Here is a 22428-nt window from a genome sequence, read left to right as displayed (position 1 = left end):
GCTGCGCGGCGGTGGCCCCGCGCCGGTGCGGGCCGCGCAAACGGGCGGGGCCGATCTCGTGCTGGTCGATCTCGCGCGCGAGTACGCACAGGCCGGGCTCGTCGCGCTCACGCGCGCGCTGCAGTGCAGCGACGCGGCGTATGCGGATGCGGTCGGCCTGTTCCAGCAAGCGGGTTTCCGTGTCGTCGGCATCGCCGACGTGCCGGGAATGGTCGCGATGCGCACCGTCGCGATGCTCGCGAACGAGGCGGCCGACACGGTCAACCAGGGCGTGTGCTCGCCCGCCGATCTCGATCTCGCGATGGAAAAAGGCGTGAACTACCCGTGCGGCCCGCTCGCGTGGGCCGATGCGATCGGCATCGGCCGCGTGCATCGCGTGCTGTCGAACCTTGCGGCGAGCTACGGCGAGGACCGCTACCGCGTGTCGCCGCGCATGGCCGCGCTGCACGCAGCCGGCCGCACCTTCCGCTAGCCGCCGGCGCGCCACCCCGATTACGACAACGACATCACTCCACTGGAGGAGCACCCCGATGACTCACCCGACGCATCCTGCCGCCGCGCTCGACCCGATCGAGACCGCCAGCCGCGACGAACTGCAGGCGCTGCAGCTCGAGCGCCTCAAATGGTCGCTGCGCCACGCGTACGACAACGTTGCGCACTATCGCCGGACGTTCGACGCTGCGGGCGTGCATCCCGAGGATCTGAAGACGCTCGCCGATCTCGCGAAATTCCCGTTCTCGACCAAGAACGACCTGCGCGACAACTACCCGTTCGGGCTCTTCGCGGTGCCGCGCGAGCAGGTCGTGCGCGTGCATGCGTCGAGCGGCACGACGGGCAAGCCGACGGTGGTCGGCTACACGGCGCGCGACATCGACACGTGGGCGAACGTGACCGCGCGTTCGATCCGCGCGGCCGGCGGCCGCCCGGGCGACACGCTGCACAACGCGTTCGGCTACGGGCTCTTCACGGGCGGCCTCGGGATTCACTACGGTGCGGAACGGCTCGGCTGCATGGTCGTGCCGGTGTCGGGCGGCCAGACCGAGAAGCAGGTGCAGCTGATCCGCGATTTCGAGCCGAAGATCATCCTCGTCACGCCGTCGTACATGCTGAACCTGATCGACGAGATGGTGCGGCAGGGGATGGACCCGGCAGCGTCGTCGCTGAAGATCGGCATCTTCGGCGCCGAGCCGTGGACGCAGGCGCTGCGCGAGGAGGTGGAGACGCGCGTGGGCATCGACGCGCTAGACATCTACGGGCTGTCGGAAGTGATGGGCCCGGGCGTCGCGTGCGAATGCGTCGAGACGAAGGACGGCCCGGTGATCTGGGAAGACCATTTCTATCCGGAGATCATCGATCCCGTGACCGGCGAAGTGCTGCCCGACGGCAGTGCAGGCGAGCTGGTGTTTACGTCCCTGACGAAGGAAGCGATGCCGGTGATCCGCTACCGCACGCGCGACCTCACCGCGCTGCTGCCGCCGACCGCGCGCGCGATGCGCCGGCTCGCGAAGATCACGGGGCGCTCCGACGACATGCTGATCGTGCGCGGCGTGAACGTGTTCCCGAGCCAGATCGAGGAGATCGTGGTCGCGCAACCGAAGCTGTCGGGGCAGTTCCAGATCACGATCTCGCGCGACGGCCACATGGACCGGCTCGATCTCGCGGTCGAACTGCGTTCCGAGGCCGTCGCATGCGTGACCGACGGCGAGCGTGCGGCAATCGCGCGTGAGTTGCAGCACCGGATCAAGACGATGATCGGCGTGTCGGCCGGCGTGACGGTGCTCGCGGCGGGCGGCATTCCGGCCAGCGCGACCGGCAAGGCGCGCCGCGTGATCGACCGCCGGCATGTGGCCTGAGCGCGTCCGTTCCCTGTTCTACCCCGAGGAAACCTGTTCGATGGATGGATTGAAGACCCTGGCCGTCGCCGTCGATGCGCGCGGCATTGCGACTGTCGCGCTGCAGCGCGGCGACGTGCTCAACGCGTTCGACGAGACGATGATTGCCGAGCTGACCGACGCGTTCACGACGCTCGGCCGGCGCGACGACGTGCGCGCGATCGTGCTGCGCTCGGACGGCCGCGCGTTCTGCGCGGGCGCCGACCTGCAATGGATGCAGCGTGCGAGCGCGAACGATGCGGCCGCGAACCTGCGCGACGCGGAACGGTTCGCCGCGATGATGCGCGCGATCCGGCAGTGCCCGAAGCCGACGGTTGCGCGCGTGCAGGGCCACGCGTTCGGCGGCGGCGTCGGCCTGTGTGCGGCCTGCGACATCGTGATCGCGAGCGATCACGCGCGCTTTTCGGTGAGCGAGGCGCGTTTCGGGATTCTGCCGTCGGTGATCGGCCCGTATCTGGTCGAGGCGGTCGGCCAGCGCCAGGCGCGCCGGCTCGCGCTGACCGCGACGCAGCTCGCGGCCGGCGAAGCCGTCGCGATCGGGCTGATTCATCAGGCCGTGCGGCTCGACGCACTCGACGAAGCGCTCGACAAGACGCTCGCCGAGCTGAGCCGCAACGGCCCGAACGCGCTGATGGAGATCAAGCGCTTTTTCGACGCGATCGGCGAGTATCCGCCGTCGGACGAACGCGCGGCCTTCACCGCACAAACGATCTCCCGCGTGCGGGCGACGCCGGAGGCGAAGGAGGGCTTCGCCGCGTTCTTCGCGAAGCGGCCGCCGGCATGGGAGCCGGGCGCGGAATAACGCGCGGCAGCGGCGTGCGGCGGGCGTGTTGCGCGCGGGCCGCGATTTGCGTCTCGGGCGCCGGCGCTTGCTCTACAATGCGTGACCCCCGGCGCCCCGCCGGCCCAGCCCTGACCGTTGCTTCGCTTCGATGATCGTCAACCGCCTTATCTCCGAGATCCTGTTCGGCTTCACCGGCCTGATCGGCATCATCAACCCGATCGGCATTGCGTTCCTGTTTCTCGAACGCACCGAGGCGTTGACCGAGCACGAGCGGAACCTGCTCGCGAAGAAGGTCGCGTTCAACGCGTTCATCGTGCTGCTGGTCGCATTCTTCGCCGGCACGCCGGTGCTGCATTTCTTCGGGATCTCGATGGAAGCGCTGCGGATCGGCGGCGGTTTCGCGGTTGCCGTGGCGGGCTGGCAGATGCTCAACGAGCCGGACGGCCCGGGCGGCGGCGACACGCCCGTGAAGCCGATCGACGCGAACGCGATCATGACGCGCGCGTTCTTCCCGCTGACCATGCCGCTGACGGTCGGCCCCGGCTCGATCGCGACCGCGATCGCGCTGAATGCGAACCGCACGCACAAGCTGTCGGAGTTCATGCTGTCGAGCATCGTATCGGTCACCGTCTCCGTACTGGTTGCGATCGTGATCTGGCAGGTCTACAGCCGCTCCGCGCTGCTGTCGCGCTACCTCGGCAGCGAAGGCACCAAGGTCGCGAAGCGCGTGTCGGCGTTCCTGCTGCTGTGCATCGGCGTGCAGATCATGCTGACCGGCTTCTCCGAATTCCTGCAGCCGCTCGCCGACCAGATCAAGTAACCGGTCGTCCTGCGATTCGCGGCCCGGCGCTACGCGTCGGGATAGTCGGCGCCGCGCGGCACGTCGGCCCAGCCGTCGAAGTCGTGCCTGAGCGCGTCGAGCTTGCGGTTCGCGTTGGTCAGCGCAACCTTGCCGAGCAGCAGGCCCAGCGGCAAGCCATACGCGTTGGCGCGCCGCGCGATACCATGCGACGTCTGGCGGATGCGTGCCGCACCGTTTATGCCCGGTGCGCCGAAGCGCGTCACGCATCCGGCCGCAAACCCAACTTCAATGACGAGGCGTGCAATGGAATACGTGAAATTCGGGTCGACCGGGATGGACGTGTCGAAGCTGGTGCTGGGTTGCATGACGTTCGGCGAGCCGACGCGCGGTACGCATCCGTGGACGCTGCCGGAAGCGGAAAGCCGCCCGATCATCCAGCGCGCGATCGAGGCCGGCATCAACTTCTTCGACACCGCGAACATGTATTCGGACGGCACGTCCGAAGAGATCGTCGGCCGTGCGCTGCGCGACTTCGCGAAGCGCGACGAGGTGGTGATCGCGACCAAGGTGTTCTACCGGATGCGCCCGGGGCCGAACGGCGCGGGGCTGTCGCGCAAGGCGATCATGACCGACATCGACCAGAGCCTGAAGCGGCTCGGCACCGACTACGTCGATCTGTACCAGATTCACCGCTGGGATTACGGCACGCCGATCGAGGAGACGCTCGAGGCGCTGCACGACGTCGTGAAGGCGGGCAAGGCGCGCTATATCGGCGCGTCGTCGATGTTCGCGTGGCAGTTCGCGAAGGCGCTGTATACATCGAAGCAGAACGGCTGGGCCCGCTTCGTCAGCATGCAGAACCACCTGAACCTGCTGTATCGCGAGGAGGAACGGGAAATGCTGCCGCTGTGCGAAGCCGAGGGTGTCGCGGTGATTCCGTGGAGCCCGCTCGCGCGCGGCCGGCTCACGCGCAACTGGGACGAATCGACGGGGCGGCAGCAGAGCGACGACGTTGGCCAGCGGCTGTACGATGCGACGGCCGATGCCGACCGGGCGGTCGTCGACGCGGTCGCGGCGATCGCCGCCGCGCGCAACGTGCCGCGTGCGCAGGTTGCGCTCGCGTGGGTCGCGCACAAGCGCGGCGTGACCGCGCCGATCGTCGGCATCTCGAAGCCGCACCACCTGGACGACGCGCTCGGCGCACTGCGGTTGAAGCTGACAGACGACGAAATCGCGGCGCTCGAAGGCCCGTACGTGCCGCACGCGGTGGCGGGGTTCAACTGAGCGACGCCGGCGGGAGTTGGCCGCTGCGCGCGGTGTTCAGCGCGCGGCGGCGAGCATCGGGTAGGTGAACAGCCCGAAGTGGATGACGTTCAGCCCCGCATGCGCGAGCGCGGCCGCGAGTAGGCCGCCGCGTCGCCACGCGAGGCCGTAGCCGACACCGGCCATCGTGCCGAGCACGATCCACGGCCAGCCGCCGGCTGCGTGCGCGGCGCCGAACAGCACCGCGCCGATCGCCAGCGCGGCCCACGGCCCCCACGCGAAACGGCTGAGGATGCGCGTCAGCCCGCCTTGCACGTAGCCGCGGAACAGCGCTTCTTCGGCGAGCGTCACGAGCAGCATATTGTTGACGAGCCATATCCAGCCCGACGCCGGCCATTTCGGTGCCCAGCCGACCATCCCGAACAGAAGCGCGCCGGCCAGGCAGGCCGCCGCGGTCCCTGCGGCCGCCACGGCGCCGGTGCGCAGCACGCGCGACAGCGGGACGTCGGGCGCGACCCACGGCAGCACCCACAGCAGCCACAGGCCGACGAGCGGCTTGTCGAAATTCAGGTACATCGTGAACGGCACCGCATCCGGCGTGAACCGCGTCGGTTCGATCACGCGCGGATTGTGGAAGCCGGGGATCAGGTGCAGGCTCAGCGCGATCACGAGCGCGGCAAACCCGAGGTGGGCGGCGATGCGAACCGCGAGCGGGCGGCCGGGCGCGACGCCCCAGGCGGCGGCCGCGAGCAGCGCGAGCGGTGCCAGCACGACGGGCGACAGCGAGCCGAACGCCAGCGCACCGGCATAGCCGAGCGCAGCGAGCGCGATGCCCGGCCCGTGCAGCGGACGATGCCACGCGAGCGCGGCGGCCGCGAACAGGGCGAGCCAGATCGTGGCGCTCGGGAGAAGCGAAAGGGACATGGGGCGGGGCATTCGTCGGACGAGACGCCGCGCATCATACCGTAGCGACCGCGACATACCGTCCGGCCGCGCACGCCGGGGCGGCGCTCAGCGGCCGACGATTTCGGTCGCGCCGTCGCGGGTCGGGATGTCGACGCTATTGCGCTCGCGTACCCGCCGCCGATACCAGAAGGTCCACAGCAGCAGGGCGCCGAACACCGTGTAGCCGATGATCGGCGACACGACGAGCACGCGCTCGACGGGCCAGGTGATGACCATCCACAGGCGCAGCAGCATTTCCAGCGTCATGCACCCGCCCCAGACGAACGTCATCAGCCGGAGCATCCGGCGCAGCTGGGGCTGCTCGGCCCAGACCGTCTCGAAACGCGCGGCGCCGCCGGCCATCTCGCGGGCCACCGTCGCGCGTGCGAGATAGAAGATCAGCGGACGGTCGCGGAACAGCGACAGCAGGAAGGCGACGCCGATCGAGCCGGACGCGAGCGATTCGCGCATCAGCAGCGTGCGCGCGCTGCCGCCAAGCGCCATCCCGGCGATCGACAGCGCGATGCCGAGCAGCACGACGGCAGCGACCGCGTCGATGCGGCGCGAGCGGATGAACTCGACGATGGACCAGACGATCGGCGGAACCGCCGACGCGTACAGCGCGCCGGTTTCGCCGACATACGGATGCGCGACCCGGTAGGCGACCCAGGGCAGCAGCAGGTTGACGACGAGTTCGAGAATCAGGCCGGCTCGTGGTTTCACGGGAGCGGGCGCGCGGGTGGCGCGCGTAGCGGTGATGTCGATTCGAGTATATCGAAGTCGGACCCCGAGTGTGGCGGAGCCTGCCGTTGCGCGCGCATCGACAACGGGCGCGGACGCACGCCGGCCGGGGCGGCCGGCGTACCCGTCACGCACGCGTCATGCGGTTGCGGGCTGGACGATGATCTTCACGTTCCGGTCCTTGTGGTTGACCAGCTCCTCGAAGCCGTGCGTGACGATGTCGCCGAGCGCGATGCGTCCGGTGATCAGCGGCTGCACGTCGATGCGGCCGTCCGCGATGAAGCGGATCACGTCCGCGAATTCGCCGTTGTACGCGAGCGAGCCGATCACTTCCTTCTCGGTCGACACGATGTCGAAGAAGTTGAACGACGTCGGCTCCTCGAAGATGCCGACCATCACCGACTTGCCGGCCTTGCGGATCACGTCGATCGCGAGCTTCGCGGTGGTCGTGTGCCCGATGCACTCGAACGACACGTCGGCGCCGTAGCCGCCCGTCAGTGCCTTGACCTCCGCGATCGCGTCGGACGACTTCGGGTCGATCACGGCCGTTGCGCCGACCTCGAGCGCCTTCTGCTTGCGCGCGGCCGACATTTCCAGCGCGATCACGCGTCCGGCACCCGCGGCCTTCGCGCACATGATCGTGCACAGGCCGATCGTGCCCGCGCCGACCACGACGACCGTCTGACCGACGATGTTGCCGGCTTTCTTCACGGCATGCAGCCCGACCGCGAGCGGCTCGATCAGCGCGCCGGCTTCGGTCGGGAAGTTCTCCGGCAACCGGTACAGCAGTTCGGCCGGCACGTTCACGTATTCGGCGAATGCGCCGTTGTTCATCAGGCCGGTGAACGCGAGGTTCTCGCAGATGTTGTACAGCCCGTGCGTGCAATACCAGCACTTGCCGCAATGCTGGCAGGCGTCGGCCGTCACGCGGTCGCCGGGCGCGAAGCCGGTCACGCCCGCGCCGAGCGCCGCGATTTCGCCGCTGAATTCGTGACCGAGGATGCACTGGCCCTTCAGGCCCGTCAGCGGATGCGGGGCGTCGACGGGAATGAACACGGGCCCCGCGACGTATTCGTGCAGATCCGAGCCACAGATCCCGCACCAGTGCACGCGGATCTGGACCCACCCGGCCGGCGGGTGCGCCGGAACGGGAACCTCTTCGACGCGGATGTCGCGGCGGCCGCGCCAGACGGCGGCCTTCATGCTCGGTGCGGTGTTCGGTGCCGGTGTACTCACGTTGCTGTCTCCGTCAGGTTGTCGTCGGGCGCGGGGCGAGGGGGCCGCTGCGTCCGTCGCGCGATTGCGCGAGCGACCGATATGCAGGAACGGGGCCAGCATGAATGCGGGGCCGGGCGGCAGCGAATCAAGGTGTTTCGTGTGCAATGCAGCGGGCTGGCTGACGGCTATCGTCGGCGGCCGGCGCGAAATTGCACATCGAATTTGCTGCGCTTGCGAAAACCCGGTTCCAGTGAGACGGCGGGACATTCGTCTCACCGATATGAGACGAATTGCGAGACGCATGGGGCGTGCGGCACGCGTGGGCGTACCGATCGATTGCCTCGATCGGCGAAACGCATTGTTGCGCAAGTTTCCCCTTTACTTGAAGTCAACTTCAATTTGTATCATTTGCGACGGTGCGATCGCGTTCGGCGCGCGGCGGTGGCAACGGAGGTGGGCGTGACTGGCTTGCCGGTTGTCGCCGGGCTTGTCGTGCCGCCGCCGCGAGCGTCGCATCCGCGTTGAACGTCGGAAGGGGATTGGCGCGAACGTCCGCGCGTTGAGTTGCCCGCTCGGCCCGCGCTGCTGCACGTACCGCGGGAACGGCGCCAGGCGCGGCGCCATTCACTTGAAACCACTCGTCAAGCATGCCTGACACCATGGATAGCCTGATCTGCGAAGAAGACCTGTCGTGTGTTGTGTCGGCATCCGGCGCGCACGACCCGATGCGACGGCCCGGAGACGATCCCGGATCTCCAGCGGCCTGCATGGCGTTCGACAGCGAACCCGCGCCCAAACACGCCGCAGCGGCACGGTCGCCGTTGCGTCCGCAACTGTTCGTCACGGTGCTCGAGGCGGGGGAAGAGGGCCTGCTCGTGCGCTGGGTCGAGAGCGGGCGCTGTCACTACGGCGAGCAGCGGTGGCGATTGCGCGTGGCGCTGATGCCCGGCCGCTGCGCGATCTCCGGACGGCCGATCGAGCCGGGCGAGCCGGTGTTCCGGCCGGTGCGGCGGCCCGTGCCGGCGAACGGCGACGAGATGATCTGCCCGGCGTCGGTGCCGGGCCTGGGCGGTGCCGCGCGGGCCGGCGTGCCGGAGCCGGACCACGACGCGACGGATCCCGCCGACGTGGCAGGCTGAACGCCGGCCGGCCGCGGTTGCGCGTTACTTGAGATCCTTCCGGTACTGGATGAACCCCGCGTTGTTCGCGAGCTTGTCGTACAGCGCGCGGGCGGTCGTGTTGGTGTCGTGCGTGAGCCAGTACACGCGGCTCGCGCCGGCTTCGCGGGCCCGCTCGTATACGGCCTCGATCAGTGCGCCGCCCGCGCCTTGTCCGCGTGCGTCGGCCGCCGTGAACAGGTCCTGCAGGTAGCAGTACGGCCCTTCCGTCCAGCACGAGCGGTGGTAGATCGCGTGCACGATTCCGATCAGCGTCCCCGACGCATCGAATGCACCGAGCACGAACATCGGCTCGGCGGGATCCATCAGCCGTGCCCACGTGGTCGCGAACACGGCGTCGCTCAGCGCGGTCTCGTAGAACTTCTGATAACCCTGCCACAGCGGGCGCCATGCGGCTTCGTCGGCGGCGACGAGCGGGCGGACCGTGACGCGCGTCGCGTCCTTCGCGCGGCCGGCCGCATCGCGGGCCTGCGCCTGCGCGTGACGGATCGCGACGAGCGACTCGCGCTGCACGCCTTGCGCATCGAAGTTCTCCGGTGCGAGCCAGGTTTCGAACGCGGCCCGCACGGCCGGCCATTCGCCGTCGATGATCGAGAACCACGCGGTGTCGCGGTTGCGGCCCTTGTAGATGATCGCCTGCCGGAACGTGCCTTCGTAACGGAAACCGAGCCGCGCGGCCGCCTTGCGCGACGGCTCGTTTAGGTCGTCGCACTTCCATTCGTAGCGCCGGTAGCCGAGCGTGTCGAACGCGTACTTCATCAGCAGGTACTGCGCTTCTGTCGAGATCGGCGTGCGCTTGAGCAGCGGCGAGAACGTGACGGAGCCGACCTCGATCACGCCGTTGGCCGGATCGATGCGCATCAGCGCGAGCGTGCCGACCGCGCGGTTCGTCGCACGGTCGATCACCGTGTAGTGCAGCGGATCGGTGCTCGCCGCCGCGCCGCGCGCGTAGTCGCGGTAGCCCGACTCGTCGGCGTACGGGCCGTGCGCAAGATAGGTCCAGTCGGCGCCGTCGGGCGCCTGCGCGTACGCGGCATACAGGTCGGACGCGTGGCGGTCGGCGTCGAGCGGTTCGAGCCGGCAGTAGCGGCCTTCGATCACGATGCGCTCGGGGCGCGGGCGGGCGGACCAGTCCGGAACAGGGTGGCCGATGGGCTGCTGGAAGGCGTTGGTGAGCGTGGACAAGGTCGATCTCGCTTCGGTTGGCGGCCGGCGACATGCCGGCATGCAGACGATCGTAGTCCTGGCGAGGTACCATGAGAAGCGCCAGACTGCGCTGAATTTATGGTGCCACGATGGGGCCATGATGGCGCCATGCCCGAGACTTTCACGCCGCGATATCCCGATGACGACTGCCTTTCCTTCCGGCGCCGCGCCGCTGTTGCCGCTCGACGCGCCACTCGCGCGCACGGCCGGTGCGCCTTCGCTGCAGCGCCAGTTGCTGCGCCGCGTGCGCGACGCGATTCTCGGCGGCGCGATGCCGGCCGGTACGCGATTGCCCGGCACGCGCGCGCTGGCCGAGACGCTCGGCGTGTCGCGCAACACGACGGCGGCCGTCTACGAGCAACTCGTCGCCGAAGGCTTCCTGCAATCCGATCGTCGCGGCACGCGGGTGGTCGGGCTGTCGCGGCCGGCCGCGCCGCGTCGCCGGGCGGCACCGCCGGCTGTCGCGCAGCGGCTCGGGCGGATCCGTCCGAGCCTGATCGGCACCGGCGAGTCGGAGGGTTTCCGGCCGGGCGTGCCCGCGTTGTCGCATTTCCCGGTGGACGCGTGGCGGCACGCGATCGACCGCGCGTTGCGCCGCGAGGGCCGCGACCTGCTGGCGTACGGCGATCCGCTCGGCGAGCGCGCGCTGCGCGAATCGATCGCGCGCCATCTGGCCGTGACGCGCGGCGTGCGCTGCGATCCCGAGCAGATCGTGATCACGGAAGGCGCGCAGGGCGCGATCGCGCTGTGCGCGCAGTTGCTGACGAACCCCGGCGACACGGTTTGGGTGGAGGAGCCCGGCTATCGCGGCGCGCGCAGCGCGATGCAGGCGGCCGACCTCGACGTCGTGCCGATGCCGGTCGACGCGGAGGGGCTGCGCGCGGAAGACGCCGACTGGCGAGAACGGACGCCGCGGCTCGTCTATACGACGCCGTCGAACCAGTTCCCGACCGGCGCGGTGCTGTCGATCTCGCGCCGTCTCGCGCTGATCGACGCCGCGCGCCGGCATCGCGCATGGATCGTCGAAGACGATTACGACAGCGAGTTCCGCCACACCGGCGAGCCGATCGGCGCGCTGCACGGGCTCGCGGCCGATTCGCCGGTCGTCTATCTCGGCTCGTTCAGCAAGACGATGTTCCCGGCGCTGCGAATCGGCTTTCTGGTGCTGCCCGACGCGTTGCTGGCCGCGGTGCGGCCGGCACTGCCGGAGATGCTGCGCGGCGGCACGCGCCACGTGCAGCTTGCGCTTGCCGATTTCATCGAGACGGGGGAGTACGGGCGGCATCTCGGGCGGATGCGCCGGCTGTATCGCGACCGTCGGCGGTCGCTGCTCGCCGCGCTCGACGAAGCATTCAGCGTGCCGCATCAGGTCGAGGGCGGGCCGTGCGGCCTCCATCTGGCGCTGCGCTTGCCGGCGCGCTATCGCGACAGTGCGATCGTCGAGACGGCGTGCTCGCACGGCATCGGGCCGTTCCCGCTGTCGGGGTTTTCGATCCATGCGACGTCGGCGGCCAACGGGCTCGTGCTCGGGTTCGGCAATACGTCGGCCGATGCGTTCGCGCCGATGCTGCGGACGCTGTCGGCGATCGCGCACCGGGTCGCGGGAGATTGAGACGGGCGCAGCGTGCGTCGATCGCCGCTACCCGCTACTTCTTCAGCATCTCGAGCGCTTCATCGACCATCGGGTGATGCCGGTTCGTGTTCCATACCGCGGCGGCCGTCACGACCATTATCTTTTCCTTCAACGGCCGGACGACGACGTTCTCCGGCGCGAGCTTGCGCATCGAGGCCGGCACGAGCGCCACGCCCTGACCGCAGCCGACGTAGGCAACCTGCGACGTCACCGAACGCACTTCGTGAATCACGCGCGGCGTCAGTCCGTGCGTGCGGCAGACGGATGTCAGCATGTCGAAGTAGACCGGGCTGACTTGCCGCGACGACATGATCAGCGGCTCGTCCATCAACGCGCGCAGCCGCACTGTCGACATGGCGGCCAGCGGATGTTCCCGCGGCAGCGCGACGGCCAGCCGGTCCTCGGCCAGCGGCATCGTCGCGATGCCGTTCGCGACCTCGCCGTCGACGCGCGCGAACGCGAGATCGAGCTCGCCGGCCTCCAGCGCCGGAATCGCGTCGACGCTGTCGATCTCGTTGACGAACACGGTCAGGTTCGGATGCGCGCGCTTGAGTGCGTCCAGTAGCGGCGGAACGGTATCGAGCATCGCGGACGTGATCGCGCCGACATGCAGCACGCCGGACTGGCCGGCCGCGACCTCGCGCACGACGCGTTGCAGCCGTTCGGCCTGACCGGCGAATTGCCTGACAGCCGGCAGGATCGCGGCGCCCGCCGGGCTCAGTTGCGTCCCTTGTCGCGAGCGGTAGAACAACTGGATCTTCAGCGATTGCTCGAGCACCTTGATCTGTTCGGTCAACGGCGGCTGCGACATGTTCAGCCGCTTCGCCGCCCGCCCGAAATGCTGTTCCTCGGCGACGGCGAGAAACATCCACAGCTGCCGAATCAGCCGGTAGTCGATCGTGTTGTTCATGGCGGGGCACCCAGGACGAGATAGCACGCAAGCGGCGGCGGGGCGGGCGCTGCGGCGCGCCATGATGGGGGCTGGCCCTGCCGCGAGCCACGCTTTCAGTGATCCGTAAATCGTATCACGCAGATACGAAATACGAAATTTACATACCACGCTGCCGAGGCGACGATTGCCGCACTTGTCAACCGGGATCAGCGTGATGAACCAGCCTTCCATTCTCGAGCGCCTTGCATCGCTCGACACGAACACCGTATCCGATGCACTCGACTTTCTCGGCCTGCCCGGCGCGACGGTCGGCCTGCGTCCGCTGTGGAACTGCCCGAAGGTCGTCGGGCGTGCCAGCACCATCCAGCTCGGTCCGAAGACCGATGCCAAGCCGACGGTGCACCTGATTTCGCCGGTTGTCGATGCAGTCACGACGGACGACCGCGTACTGGTGATTGCCGGCGGTACCGACGGCATTTCCTGCTGGGGCGACATCCTGGCCAATGCGGCGACCGCGAAGCGGATTCGCGGCTCGGTGATCGACGGCTGGAGCCGCGACATCGAGGGCAGCGAAGCGGTCGGTTATCCGGTGTACGGGCGCGGCGTCACGATGATCAGCGCACGCAACCGCGTGGTGCAGATCCTGTCCGGCACGCCAGTGCAGATGGCCGGCGTGACGGTTAATCAGGATGACTACGTGATTGCCGACCGTTGCGGCACGGTGTTCGTGCCGGCCGCGCGTATCGACGACGTGCTCGATCTCGGCGAGCGGATCGGGACGCGGCAGGCCGGGATGGTCGCCGCCGTGCGCGCCGGCCGCCCGGTCGCCGACGTAATGCACGACAAGGAATTCGAAGCCATTGCGGTGCGCTGAACGCCGACCTCATACGGAGCATTTGACATGACGAATTCACACAAGGCCGCGGCCGACGACCAGGAGCTGGTCGCGCTGTTCGAAGGTCTCGATACGCCCGGCGTGTCGGACGCGATGGACAAGCTCGGGCTGCACGGACAGGCGCTCGGCATCATGCCGCTGGCCGATTACACGAAGGCCGTCGTCGGCCCCGCATTCACGGTCAAGTACGTACCGGCCAGCGTGCCGCCCGGCACCGTCGGCGACTTCATCGACGACGTCGCGTCAGGCGATGTCGTCGTGATCGACAACGACGGCCGCACCGACTGCACGGTGTGGGGCGACATCATGACCCAGTACGCGGGGCTGCACGGCATCGCGGGCACCGTGATCGACGGCGTGTGCCGCGACGTGAACAAGGCGCTGGGCGACAACTATCCGCTGTTCACCGCGGGTCGCTTCATGCGGACCGGCAAGGATCGCGTGCAGGTCGAAGCGGTGAACGCGACGGTCGGGATCGGCACCGTGCGCGTGGCGGCGCGCGACATCGTCGTCGCGGATGCGAACGGCGTCGTGATCGTGCCGCGCGGCCGTGCGCGGGAAGTGGCCCGGGTTGCTCGCCAGATCGAAGCAGTCGAATCGCGCATCCGTGAACAGATCGCGCAGGGCAAGACGCTGGGCGACGCGCGCGCGGCGCTGGGCTATCACACACTGCAAAGCAAGGCCTGAACGATGAACCCGACCCGGACGTATGATGCGGCGCTGCTCGAGCAGGCCTGCAAACTCGGCACGTCGACGCTTCACGAAGCGTCGGGTGTCGCCACCAGCTCGGTCGATCCGGCCATTCGCACGGTGTGGCCGGGCGCGTCGATCGCCGGCCCCGCGTATCCGCTCGAATGTTCGCCCGGCGACAACCTCGCGATCCACATCGCGATGGAGAGGGCACCGCGCGGCAGCGTGCTCGTCGTGTCGACCGGCGGCTTCGTGTCCGGCTATTGGGGCGAGGTGCTGACGGTGGCGGCGGAAGCGGCAGGCGTGGCCGGCCTGATCATCGACGGCGGCGTGCGCGACATCGCGGCGCTGGTGGCCCGCCGTTTCCCCGTGTTCACGCGTGGCGTGTCGATGCGCGGCACGATCAAGGCGAGCGCGCCGTCGGTCGGGCAGCCGATCAGCTTCGCGGGAACGCCGGTGGCGGCCGGCGATCTGGTCGTGGCCGACGACGACGGCGTGCTCGTGATTCCCGCCGTATACGTCGAAGCGACGTTGGCCGACGGGCAGGCGCGCGCCGACAAGGAAGCGAAGATGATGGACGCATTGCGCGAAGGGCACAGCACGCTCGAGCTGATGGGGCTGACGCACTGGAGGAACGGGCAATGAACGCGCCGATCGATACGCTGAACCGCTTCCTCGCCGCCGCTCGCCCGTCGGCGACCTACAAGGTGATGGATCGCGTGGCCGCCCGGCGCGCAAGCGGCGCCGAGGTGATTTCGCTGAGTGCCGGCGAGCCGGATTTCGACACGCCCGAGCACGTGCGTGAAGCCGGTATCGCCGCGATCCGCGCAGGCTACACGCGTTACACGCAGGTGGCCGGGCTGCGCGCGCTGCGCGAGGCGATCGCCGACAAGTTCCGCCGCGAGAACGGGCTGGACGTTGACTGGCACGACACGCTCGTATGCAGCGGCGGCAAGCAGGTGATCTTCAACGCGCTGGCCGCCACGCTGAACGAGGGCGACGAAGTGATCGTCCCGGCGCCGTACTGGGTCAGCTATCCGGAGATCGTGCAGCTGTGCGGCGGCCGGTCCGTCACGATCGCGAGCGGGGCGGAGAGCGGCTTCAAGCTCACGCCGGATGCGCTGCGTGCGGCGATCACGCCGCGCACGCGGTGGCTGATCCTCAACTCGCCATCCAATCCGACCGGCGCGGTGTACAGCCGTGCGGAACTGCAGGCGCTCGCCGACGTGCTGCTCGCGCATCCGCATGTGCTGGTGCTGTCCGACGACATCTACGAACACCTGATCTTCGACGGCATCGCGTTCTTCACGATCGCGCAGGTCGAACCGCGACTGCGCGAGCGCGTGCTGACGATGAACGGCGTGTCGAAGGCATATGCGATGACCGGCTGGCGCATCGGTTTCGGCACGGGCCCGCGGTGGCTGATCGATGCGATGGAGAAGCTGCAGGGGCAACAGACGTCCGGTGCTTCGACGATTTCGCAGCACGCGGCGCTGGCCGCGTTGACGGGCCCGCAGGATTTCATCGCGGATTCCCGCGCCGCGTTCGAGCGCCGCCGCGATCTGGTCGTCGGGCAACTCAATCGGGCGTCGGGTCTGCGATGCGACGTCCCGCAGGGCGCGTTCTATGTGTTCGCGTCGTGCGAGGCATTGATCGGCAAGACGACACGCGCGGGTACGCGCCTCGATAGCGACGAGGACGTGGTAAACGCGTTGCTCGACGAAGCGGGCGTGGCGACCGTGCATGGCAGCGCTTTCGGGCTGGGCCCGTACATCCGGATTGCCTACGCGCTGGACGACAAGTCGCTGCTGCGCGCGTGCGCCGCGGTCCAGGAATTCTGCCGGACGCTGGCGGGCTGAGCGCCGTTGTCCGGCATCTGCGTCCCGCCTCGGTCGCGCGTGTCGCGTCGAGGCCGGCGATTCCTTCAGTCGCACTGACGCAGAACGTGCCCGAAACGGGCGGCGATCGACGGATGACGCTGCACCATACTGGCGGGATCCGCTGGAGAAGCGCGCGAGGTGGCCACGATGGCTTGCCACCTCGAAAGATCGGATGTCAGCGTGCCGGGGAGCCCGATCGGGAGTCCATCGAACTTACCGCACCCGTTCGGCCCGAATGATCCGATGCGCGGCCACCAGGCTGAGCACGAGCAGTACCGCGACGAACACGACGACGGCGTTCCACGCACCGTGTTGCCAGAACGTGCCGCCGGCCGAGCCGAGCACGCTCGACCCGAGGTAATACGCGAGCAGGTAGAGCGACGCGGCGTGCCCCTTCGCGGAACCGGCAAGATGCCCGACCCAGCCGCTCGCGACCGCATGGGCGACGAAGAAGCCGATCGTGATCAGCACGATTCCGACGACGATTGTCACGAGCGAATGCGACAGCGTCAGCGCGAGGCCGGCCGCGAACACGAGAATGCCGCTCACGAGCACCGGTGCCCGTCCGAGGCGATCGGCGAGCGCGCCCGCGCTCGACGACGAAACCATCCCGAACAGGTATGCGCCGAAGATCAGCCCGCACGCCGTTGCGCTCAGGTTGAACGGTGCCGCCGTGAGCCGGAACCCCGCATAGTTGTAGACGGTCACGAACGAACCCATCACGAGAAAGCCGATCGCGAACACGAACGGCAACCGCGCGTGATGCAATTGCGCGCTCCACAGCCGCAAGTGGTGACGCAGCGTCAGGTCGGTGCGCTTCACGAAGCGTCGCGATTGCGGCAGCAGCATCACGAATGCGATCGCGGCGAGCAGATCGACGACGCCGATCGTCAGCATCGCGGTCCGCCACGAGAAATACTCTTCGAGCGCGCTCATCCCGATTCGCCCGATCATGCCGCCGAATGCGGTCCCGCCGACGTACAGCCCCATCGATAGCCCCAGCCCTTCGGACGCGATTTCTTCCGCAAGATAGGCCATCGCGACCGCCGGCACGCCGCCGAGCGCGAAGCCTTCGAGCGCGCGCCAGACCAGCAGCAGGTTCCAGCTCGGCGAAATCGCCGCGAGCAGGTTGAACAGCGCGGCGAGCGTCATCGACGCGAACATCAGCCCGCGTCGCCCGACGCGCTCGGACAATGCGCCGGCGCACAGGATCGAGAGGGCCAGCATCCCGGTCGACAGCGACAGGGACAGCGAACTCGACGCTGCGCCGATGTTGAATTCGCGCGCGAACGCGGGCAGCAACGGCTGGACGCAGTACAGCAGCGAGAAGGTGGAGAAGCCGGCAAGGAACAGCGCCAGCGCGATGCGCTTGTAAGCTGCCGAGCGCGGCGACACGCCGGCGGGCAGCGCATCGGCCGTCGCGTTCGGGATGCGCGCGGCGGCAGGCGAAATCGCAGGAGAGGACATGGTATGCACCCGATGTGCTAGGGAATACCCGGATTCTTGCGCATGGTCAAACATATGTCCAATATATGAAATGAACCGTTGCGATACGTTTCGCATCTGGCTGTGAAGCCGTTTCCGTTGACCCCGGGATCACATCGCGCATGGAACTCCGACATCTCCGCTACTTCCTGGCCGTGGCCGCCGCGTCGAACTTCACCAAGGCCGCGGAAGCGCTCGGCATGGGGCAGCCGCCGCTGAGCCAGCAGATCAAGGCGCTCGAGAGCGAGCTGGGCGTCGAGCTGTTCAAGCGGACCGCGCGCGGTGCCGAGCTGACTGTCGCGGGAGAGGTGTTCGCGGAAGAGGCGCGGCGCGTGCTCGACGATGCGGAGCGCGCGGCGCGGGCGGCCAGGCGGGCCGCACGCGGCGAAATCGGGCAGCTGCGGGTCGGCTTCACCGGCACGGCGGCGTTCAATTCGAAAGTGGCCGACCTGATTCGCCGCTTTCGCGAAGCGTTTCCGGACACGGAACTGACGTTGCAGGAAGCGACTTCCGGCGTGCTGCTGGAGGCGCTGGAAGCCGGGCGGCTCGACGTGGCGATCGTGCGTCCGGAGCGTCGCATCGCCGACACGTTGCTGGCGGCGGACTGGGACGAGGAGCCGATGTTCGTCGCGCTGCCCGTCGCGCATCGGCTGGCGCAGCGGCGCCGGATCGATCTGGCGGAACTGGTCGACGAAGCGTTCGTCCAGGTGCCGCGCGAAGCGGGCAGCGCGCTGTTCGACGACATCGTCGCCGCATGCAATGCGGCCGGCTTCCAGCCGCGCATGGCGCAGCCGGCACCGCAAATCGCATCGGCGGTGACGCTCGTCGCGGCCGGCCTCGGCGTGTCGATCGTGCCGAAGGCGATCACGCAGGTGCAGGTCGCGGGCGTCGTGTATCGGCCGGTCGCGGGCCATGGCCTGCGCGCGCGGCTTGCGATTGCGTCGCGACGCGATGATCCGTCGGCGGTGGTGCGTAATTTTCTGACGCTGGCGTGGTAGTGCGGCTTGGCGATTTCCATCGACTCGCGTGAACGCCGAATGAGGCTGGCCGCTCGTTGCCCATTTCGTCGATGGACCGGATGCGACCCGCGGTGAATATTCGGATTGACGAATCGCCCACTTTGTCCGGAATGCCCGCTGTCGCGGCTTCCCGGTCGCGCGGCCACCCGGCATCCGGGTTTCGATTCGTATGTTCGGCGATGCGGCGTGGACTATAAATGGAGCGTGTACCGGTGCTTGTCGGGCGTCCGCGCGTCTCGCGCCGGGCGTCGCGCGACTGCCGGGGGAGGTGCACCGTGGTTCGCCAGACGCTTGCTCGCGCCGTGCTTCGCACCGCGTTGATCGGGGGCGTGTTCGCCGGCTTTTTGTCGTCCCTGCCGCCCACCGTTGCCGCGACCGCCGCGCCGCCCGCCACACCGCCCCTCGCGAAGGCTCGACCGGCCACGCCGCCTTACTCGATGCCGGTCGACTTCCCCGCGATCGTCGACCGCTACGGCCCGGCGGTCGTGACCATCATGACCGCCGCTCCCGACCAGCAGGCGGCAGGCCCGTCGTTCGCGATCCTCGATCCCGACGATCCGATCGCCGCGTTCTTCCGGCGCGGCGCACCGCCGCCGTCGACCCAGGGGCCGCAGGCGCCGGCGCCCGACACGTCGCCGCGCGCGGTGTCCGGCAGCGGCTCGGGCTTCATCGTCAGCGCCGACGGGCTGATCCTGACATCCGCGCATGTGGTCGGCGATGCGAGCGACGTGACGGTGCGGCTCACCGACCGCCGCGAATTCAAGGCGACGGTGCTGGCCGTCGATCCGCAGAGCGACGTCGCTGTGCTGCACGCCGACGCGGCGAAGCTGCCTTTCGTGCGCATCGGCGATTCGTCGCGGGTGCGCGCGGGAGAGCCGGTGATGACGATCGGCGCGCCGGACGGCTCGGGCAACACGGTAACGGCCGGCATCGTCAGCGCGACGTCGCATGCGTTGCCCGATGGCGGCGTGTTTCCGTTCTTCGAGACCGATATCGCGGTGAATCCCGACAATTCCGGCGGCCCCGTGTTCAACCGGGCGGGCGACGTGATCGGCATCGCGGTGCAGGTGTACACGGGCGCCAACCGCTACGCGAGCATGACGTTCGCGATTCCGATCGCGCTCGCGGCGAAGGTGCGCGCGCAGGTCCAGGCGCAGATGCGGGCCGATGCGCAGGCCCAGCGCGCGTCGTCCGGCAACGCGCTGGGCGTCGACGTGCAGGACGTCGGCATCGGTCTGGCCGCCGCGTTCGGCCTGCCGCGTCCGGCAGGCGCGCTCGTCAACGGCGTCGATCCCGGTTCGCCGGCCGCCGCGGCCGGCGTGAAGCCCGGCGACGTGATCGTGCGGTTCGGCGACAAGCCGATCGGCCGGTCGGCCGAGCTCAACGACCTGGCCGCTGCGTTGCCGCCCGGCGGGAAGGTGCCGCTGCGGCTCGTCCGCAACCGCGTGCCGATGGTGCTGTCGGTCACGGCGGCGGGCGATGCGATCGGCAACGCCGCCGCCGCGGGCAGCGCTGGCGCGGCCGGCGCTGCGGGTGCTGCGGGTGCTGCCGGTGTGGCCGGTGTGGCCGGTGTGGCCGGTGTAGCCGCGGCGGCCGCACGGCCGGCCGACGGCGGCGATCGCCTCGGGCTGACGATGCACCCGCTGAGCGACGATGAACGGCGCTCGACGGGGCTCGCGGTCGGAATGATGGTCGACGCGGTGCACGGCCCGGCGGCGAGTGCGGGGATCCGGCCGGGAGACGTCGTCCTCGAACTCAACGACACGCTGCTCGAAACGCCGGACGACGTGCAGACACTCGAAGCGAACGGCGGCAGCGTGATCGCGGTGCTGATCCAGCGCGACAACGCGCGCAAGTTCGTGTCGGTGCATGCGAGATAGGGCGTTGACGCGGGCTGCGTCATGCGCCTACCATCGTTCGACATCGTCGCCCGTGACTCGGGCATTCAGGAGCCATCCGGCATGAAAATGGACATGAAAACGGCAAGCTTCATCGTAGTAGTACACAGGCGCAGGGTCCGGTAGCGGCACCGCGCCGGCACCCATGCGCCCCCGACTGGTTCGGGGGTTTTTTTTGCGTTGCGCACGGCCATGCGGCGCGTGCGCGGAGGGCATCCGCTTGCAATCGAACCTGCCGATCGCTTCCGAACCGGCTGCGCCGCGACACGTGACGCTGCTTTTCTTGTGCGCGTTCTCGGTGCTGCCGTTGAGCCTGTTCCTGCCGTCGCTGCCGGCGATCGCGCGCGACCTGCGCGCCGGCTACGCGACGGTCGCGCTTTCGCTCGGCGGTTACGCGGCGGTGGCCGCGTCGCTGGAGTGCGTGATGGGGCCGCTGTCGGACCGGTTCGGGCGGCGGCCGGTCGTGCTGACGAGCGTCGGCGTGTTTACGATCGGCTCGCTCGGTTGCGCGATGGCGACCGATATCCGCGTGTTTCTCGGCTGCCGGCTGATGCAGGCGGCGATCACGTCGGTCTATCCGGTGTCGATGGCGACGATTCGCGATACCGGCGGCGGTGCGCGGGCGGCAAGCCGGATCGGCTATGCGGCGATGGCGGCCGCGTTCGCGCCGATGTTAGGCCCGACGCTCGGCGGCGCGCTCGATCAGACGGCCGGCTGGCGCGCGAGCTTCTGGCTGCTCGGCGCGGCCGGGATGGCGTTGCTCGGCTGGTGCGCGTTCGATCTCGTCGAAACCCATACGAACCGGTCGTCGTCGCTCGCGCGTCAGCTTCGCGCGTATCCGGCGTTGCTGCATGCGCGCCGCTTCTGGGCCTATGCGCTCTGCATGGCGTTTTCGACGGGGACGTTCTACGCGTTCCTGGCCGGCGCGCCGCTCGCCGCGAAAACGGTGTTCGGCCTTCCGCCGGCGGAGATCGGTGTCTGCATGGGGGCGGTCACGGCAGGGTTCGTGTGCGGCAGTTTCCTCGCCGCGCGGCGCGCGCGCGGTTATCCGCTCGCCACGACGATCCTGTGCGGGCGGGTCGTCGCGTGCCTGGGGCCGGTGATCGCGCTCGCGCTGTGGTTCGGCGGGGCGACGCACGCGATCGCGTGGTTCGGGCCGTGCGTGCTGATCGGCGTCGGCAACGGGCTGTCGAATCCGGGCGCGCATGCCGGCGCGATGTCGGTGCGGCCGGAACTGGCCGGGAGTGCGTCAGGGCTGGCAGGCGCGATGACGATCGCGGGCGGGGCCGCGTTGTCGGCGTTGACGGGCGCGGTGTTGACGACCGGCAACGCGGGTTATGCGCCGCTGGTCATGATGCTGCTGTCCGCCGCGCTCGCGCTCGCGGCCGCCATGTGCGTGCGCCGGTTCGATGCACGCGAAGACGACGTGTAATCGACGACGGCATGCGAAGGGCGTGCCGATCCGCAGCGCTTGGCGGCAGGCGGCGCAACGCGGCGGCCCTTGAATGGGCTGCCCGTCGCGCGCGCCTGCGGATGCGTTACGGCTTCGTGCCGACCACGAACTCGAACGAAGCCACGCCATCGACGCCGCCCGTCACGCGGTCGCCCGGCTGCAGCGCGCCGACGCCGGCCGGCGTGCCGGTGAAGATCAGGTCGCCGGCCTTCAGTTCGACCGAGCGCGATACATATGCGATCACGTCGGGCACGGCCCAGATCATGTCCGCGAGATCGCCTTGCTGGCGCGTTTCGCCGTTGACGTCGAGCCAGATCCGGCCGCTCGCCGGGTGGCCGGTCGCGGTGGCCGGACGCAGCGCGGTCACGGGACCCGACGCGTCGAAGCCCTTCGCCCAGTCCCACGGACGGCTCAGCTTCTTCGCTTCGGCCTGCAGGTCGCGGCGCGTGAGGTCGACGCCCACGCCGTAGCCCCACACGTGCGACAGCGCGTCGGCCGGGTCGATCGACCGGCCGTCCTTGCCGATCGCGACGACCAGCTCGATTTCATGATGG

The 22428-nt window shown here is 69.0% G+C and carries 22 protein-coding genes; 14 read left to right on the top strand and 8 right to left on the bottom strand.

Annotated features, from left to right (window positions below; all coding sequences use genetic code 11):
* The 4 genes from J7024_RS30820 to J7024_RS30805 all read left to right on the top strand — a co-directional run.
* Positions 1-472, top strand: a 472-nt coding sequence (locus J7024_RS30820; RefSeq protein ID WP_234745735.1) for a 3-hydroxyacyl-CoA dehydrogenase family protein, incomplete at its 5' end; no start/stop codon positions are given.
* Positions 473-530: 58 nt separating this feature from the next.
* Positions 531-1853, top strand: a complete 1323-nt coding sequence (gene paaK / locus J7024_RS30815; protein WP_175759977.1) for a phenylacetate--CoA ligase PaaK — start codon at positions 531-533, stop codon at positions 1851-1853.
* A 40-nt stretch (positions 1854-1893) separates the two neighbouring features.
* On the top strand, positions 1894-2694 hold the full coding sequence (locus J7024_RS30810) for an enoyl-CoA hydratase-related protein (RefSeq protein ID WP_124825340.1): 801 nt from the start codon (positions 1894-1896) through the stop codon (positions 2692-2694).
* 130 nt (positions 2695-2824) lie between these two features.
* On the top strand, positions 2825-3496 hold the full coding sequence (locus tag J7024_RS30805) for a MarC family protein (protein ID WP_124825339.1): 672 nt from the start codon (positions 2825-2827) through the stop codon (positions 3494-3496).
* 29 nt (positions 3497-3525) lie between these two features.
* Here the strand turns inward: J7024_RS30805 and J7024_RS30800 are convergent, their stop codons facing one another.
* Positions 3526-3741, bottom strand: a complete 216-nt coding sequence (locus tag J7024_RS30800; RefSeq protein WP_175759979.1) for a hypothetical protein — start codon at positions 3739-3741, stop codon at positions 3526-3528.
* A gap of 40 nt (positions 3742-3781) precedes the next feature.
* Between J7024_RS30800 and J7024_RS30795 the strand changes: the two genes are divergently transcribed.
* Positions 3782-4762, top strand: a complete 981-nt coding sequence (locus tag J7024_RS30795; RefSeq protein WP_124825337.1) for an aldo/keto reductase — start codon at positions 3782-3784, stop codon at positions 4760-4762.
* A gap of 36 nt (positions 4763-4798) precedes the next feature.
* Here J7024_RS30795 and J7024_RS30790 read toward each other — a convergent pair whose 3' ends face one another.
* The 3 genes from J7024_RS30790 to J7024_RS30780 all read right to left on the bottom strand — a co-directional run bounded on the left by J7024_RS30790 (position 4799) and on the right by J7024_RS30780 (position 7630).
* Positions 4799-5665 (bottom strand): CPBP family intramembrane glutamic endopeptidase, encoded by an 867-nt coding sequence (locus tag J7024_RS30790; RefSeq protein WP_124825336.1) that lies wholly within the window; start codon positions 5663-5665, stop codon positions 4799-4801.
* A gap of 87 nt (positions 5666-5752) precedes the next feature.
* Positions 5753-6409 (bottom strand): VC0807 family protein, encoded by a 657-nt coding sequence (locus J7024_RS30785; RefSeq protein WP_124825335.1) that lies wholly within the window; start codon positions 6407-6409, stop codon positions 5753-5755.
* A gap of 156 nt (positions 6410-6565) precedes the next feature.
* Complete coding sequence (locus J7024_RS30780) at positions 6566-7630, bottom strand: 2,3-butanediol dehydrogenase (RefSeq protein WP_124825334.1); 1065 nt, start codon at positions 7628-7630, stop codon at positions 6566-6568.
* A gap of 662 nt (positions 7631-8292) precedes the next feature.
* Between J7024_RS30780 and J7024_RS30775 the strand changes: the two genes are divergently transcribed.
* A complete protein-coding gene (locus J7024_RS30775; RefSeq protein WP_124825333.1) occupies positions 8293-8784 on the top strand; it encodes a DUF3331 domain-containing protein in 492 nt (163 codons plus the stop codon).
* Positions 8785-8808: 24 nt separating this feature from the next.
* Here J7024_RS30775 and J7024_RS30770 read toward each other — a convergent pair whose 3' ends face one another.
* Positions 8809-10008, bottom strand: coding sequence for a GNAT family N-acetyltransferase (locus tag J7024_RS30770; RefSeq protein WP_175769920.1), 1200 nt, complete (start codon positions 10006-10008; stop codon positions 8809-8811).
* A gap of 160 nt (positions 10009-10168) precedes the next feature.
* Between J7024_RS30770 and pdxR the strand changes: the two genes are divergently transcribed.
* Positions 10169-11641: a MocR-like pyridoxine biosynthesis transcription factor PdxR gene (gene pdxR / locus J7024_RS30765; protein WP_175769921.1), complete on the top strand. Its 1473-nt coding sequence runs from the start codon at positions 10169-10171 to the stop codon at positions 11639-11641.
* Positions 11642-11675: 34 nt separating this feature from the next.
* On the opposite strand, the gene J7024_RS30760 is transcribed toward pdxR, so the two are convergent.
* Positions 11676-12572: a LysR substrate-binding domain-containing protein gene (locus tag J7024_RS30760; protein WP_124825330.1), complete on the bottom strand. Its 897-nt coding sequence runs from the start codon at positions 12570-12572 to the stop codon at positions 11676-11678.
* A gap of 196 nt (positions 12573-12768) precedes the next feature.
* Between J7024_RS30760 and J7024_RS30755 the strand changes: the two genes are divergently transcribed.
* The 4 genes from J7024_RS30755 to J7024_RS30740 are packed head-to-tail and all read left to right on the top strand — an operon-like array spanning position 12769 to position 15998.
* On the top strand, positions 12769-13428 hold the full coding sequence (locus tag J7024_RS30755) for an RraA family protein (RefSeq protein ID WP_175769922.1): 660 nt from the start codon (positions 12769-12771) through the stop codon (positions 13426-13428).
* Positions 13429-13455: 27 nt separating this feature from the next.
* Positions 13456-14136 (top strand): RraA family protein, encoded by a 681-nt coding sequence (locus J7024_RS30750; protein WP_124825328.1) that lies wholly within the window; start codon positions 13456-13458, stop codon positions 14134-14136.
* Positions 14137-14139: 3 nt separating this feature from the next.
* Positions 14140-14784, top strand: coding sequence for an RraA family protein (locus J7024_RS30745; RefSeq protein ID WP_175750450.1), 645 nt, complete (start codon positions 14140-14142; stop codon positions 14782-14784).
* Complete coding sequence (locus J7024_RS30740) at positions 14781-15998, top strand: pyridoxal phosphate-dependent aminotransferase (RefSeq protein ID WP_124825326.1); 1218 nt, start codon at positions 14781-14783, stop codon at positions 15996-15998. The genes J7024_RS30745 and J7024_RS30740 overlap by 4 nt, the downstream gene beginning before the upstream one ends.
* 234 nt (positions 15999-16232) lie before the next feature.
* Here the strand turns inward: J7024_RS30740 and J7024_RS30735 are convergent, their stop codons facing one another.
* Positions 16233-17486: an MFS transporter gene (locus J7024_RS30735; RefSeq protein WP_124825325.1), complete on the bottom strand. Its 1254-nt coding sequence runs from the start codon at positions 17484-17486 to the stop codon at positions 16233-16235.
* A 140-nt stretch (positions 17487-17626) separates the two neighbouring features.
* Here J7024_RS30735 and J7024_RS30730 point away from each other — a divergent pair, with 140 nt between their 5' ends.
* From J7024_RS30730 to J7024_RS30720, 3 genes are all read left to right on the top strand, one after another.
* Entirely contained in the window at positions 17627-18502 is an 876-nt protein-coding gene (locus J7024_RS30730; RefSeq protein WP_124825324.1) for a LysR family transcriptional regulator, read from the top strand.
* Positions 18503-18798: 296 nt separating this feature from the next.
* A complete protein-coding gene (locus J7024_RS30725) occupies positions 18799-20403 on the top strand; it encodes a trypsin-like peptidase domain-containing protein (protein ID WP_234745734.1) in 1605 nt (534 codons plus the stop codon).
* A 238-nt stretch (positions 20404-20641) separates the two neighbouring features.
* Positions 20642-21853, top strand: coding sequence for an MFS transporter (locus J7024_RS30720; protein WP_124825322.1), 1212 nt, complete (start codon positions 20642-20644; stop codon positions 21851-21853).
* A 106-nt stretch (positions 21854-21959) separates the two neighbouring features.
* On the opposite strand, the gene J7024_RS30715 is transcribed toward J7024_RS30720, so the two are convergent.
* Positions 21960-22428: fumarylacetoacetate hydrolase family protein (locus J7024_RS30715; RefSeq protein ID WP_234745733.1), on the bottom strand; the 469-nt coding region annotated here is incomplete at its 5' end.

Source organism: Burkholderia sp. WTPI3, assembly GCF_021483755.1.
GTDB lineage: Bacteria > Pseudomonadota > Gammaproteobacteria > Burkholderiales > Burkholderiaceae > Burkholderia.
Note: the sequence above shows the minus strand (reverse complement) of the source record. Positions and strands in the feature narration are given on the sequence as shown.

Bases quoted from the DNA above. Each gene is read 5' to 3' on its own strand.
- paaK (WP_175759977.1), top strand. From the start codon at position 531: ATGACTCACCCGACGCATCCTGCCGCCGCGCTCGACCCGATCGAGACC.
- J7024_RS30810 (WP_124825340.1), top strand. From the start codon at position 1,894: ATGGATGGATTGAAGACCCTGGCCGTCGCCGTCGATGCGCGCGGCATT.
- J7024_RS30805 (WP_124825339.1), top strand. From the start codon at position 2,825: ATGATCGTCAACCGCCTTATCTCCGAGATCCTGTTCGGCTTCACCGGC.
- J7024_RS30795 (WP_124825337.1), top strand. From the start codon at position 3,782: ATGGAATACGTGAAATTCGGGTCGACCGGGATGGACGTGTCGAAGCTG.
- J7024_RS30790 (WP_124825336.1), bottom strand. From the start codon at position 5,665: ATGTCCCTTTCGCTTCTCCCGAGCGCCACGATCTGGCTCGCCCTGTTC.
- J7024_RS30780 (WP_124825334.1), bottom strand. From the start codon at position 7,630: ATGAAGGCCGCCGTCTGGCGCGGCCGCCGCGACATCCGCGTCGAAGAG.
- J7024_RS30775 (WP_124825333.1), top strand. From the start codon at position 8,293: ATGCCTGACACCATGGATAGCCTGATCTGCGAAGAAGACCTGTCGTGT.
- pdxR (WP_175769921.1), top strand. From the start codon at position 10,169: ATGACGACTGCCTTTCCTTCCGGCGCCGCGCCGCTGTTGCCGCTCGAC.
- J7024_RS30760 (WP_124825330.1), bottom strand. From the start codon at position 12,572: ATGAACAACACGATCGACTACCGGCTGATTCGGCAGCTGTGGATGTTT.
- J7024_RS30755 (WP_175769922.1), top strand. From the start codon at position 12,769: ATGAACCAGCCTTCCATTCTCGAGCGCCTTGCATCGCTCGACACGAAC.
- J7024_RS30750 (WP_124825328.1), top strand. From the start codon at position 13,456: ATGACGAATTCACACAAGGCCGCGGCCGACGACCAGGAGCTGGTCGCG.
- J7024_RS30745 (WP_175750450.1), top strand. From the start codon at position 14,140: ATGAACCCGACCCGGACGTATGATGCGGCGCTGCTCGAGCAGGCCTGC.
- J7024_RS30740 (WP_124825326.1), top strand. From the start codon at position 14,781: ATGAACGCGCCGATCGATACGCTGAACCGCTTCCTCGCCGCCGCTCGC.
- J7024_RS30735 (WP_124825325.1), bottom strand. From the start codon at position 17,486: ATGTCCTCTCCTGCGATTTCGCCTGCCGCCGCGCGCATCCCGAACGCG.
- J7024_RS30730 (WP_124825324.1), top strand. From the start codon at position 17,627: ATGGAACTCCGACATCTCCGCTACTTCCTGGCCGTGGCCGCCGCGTCG.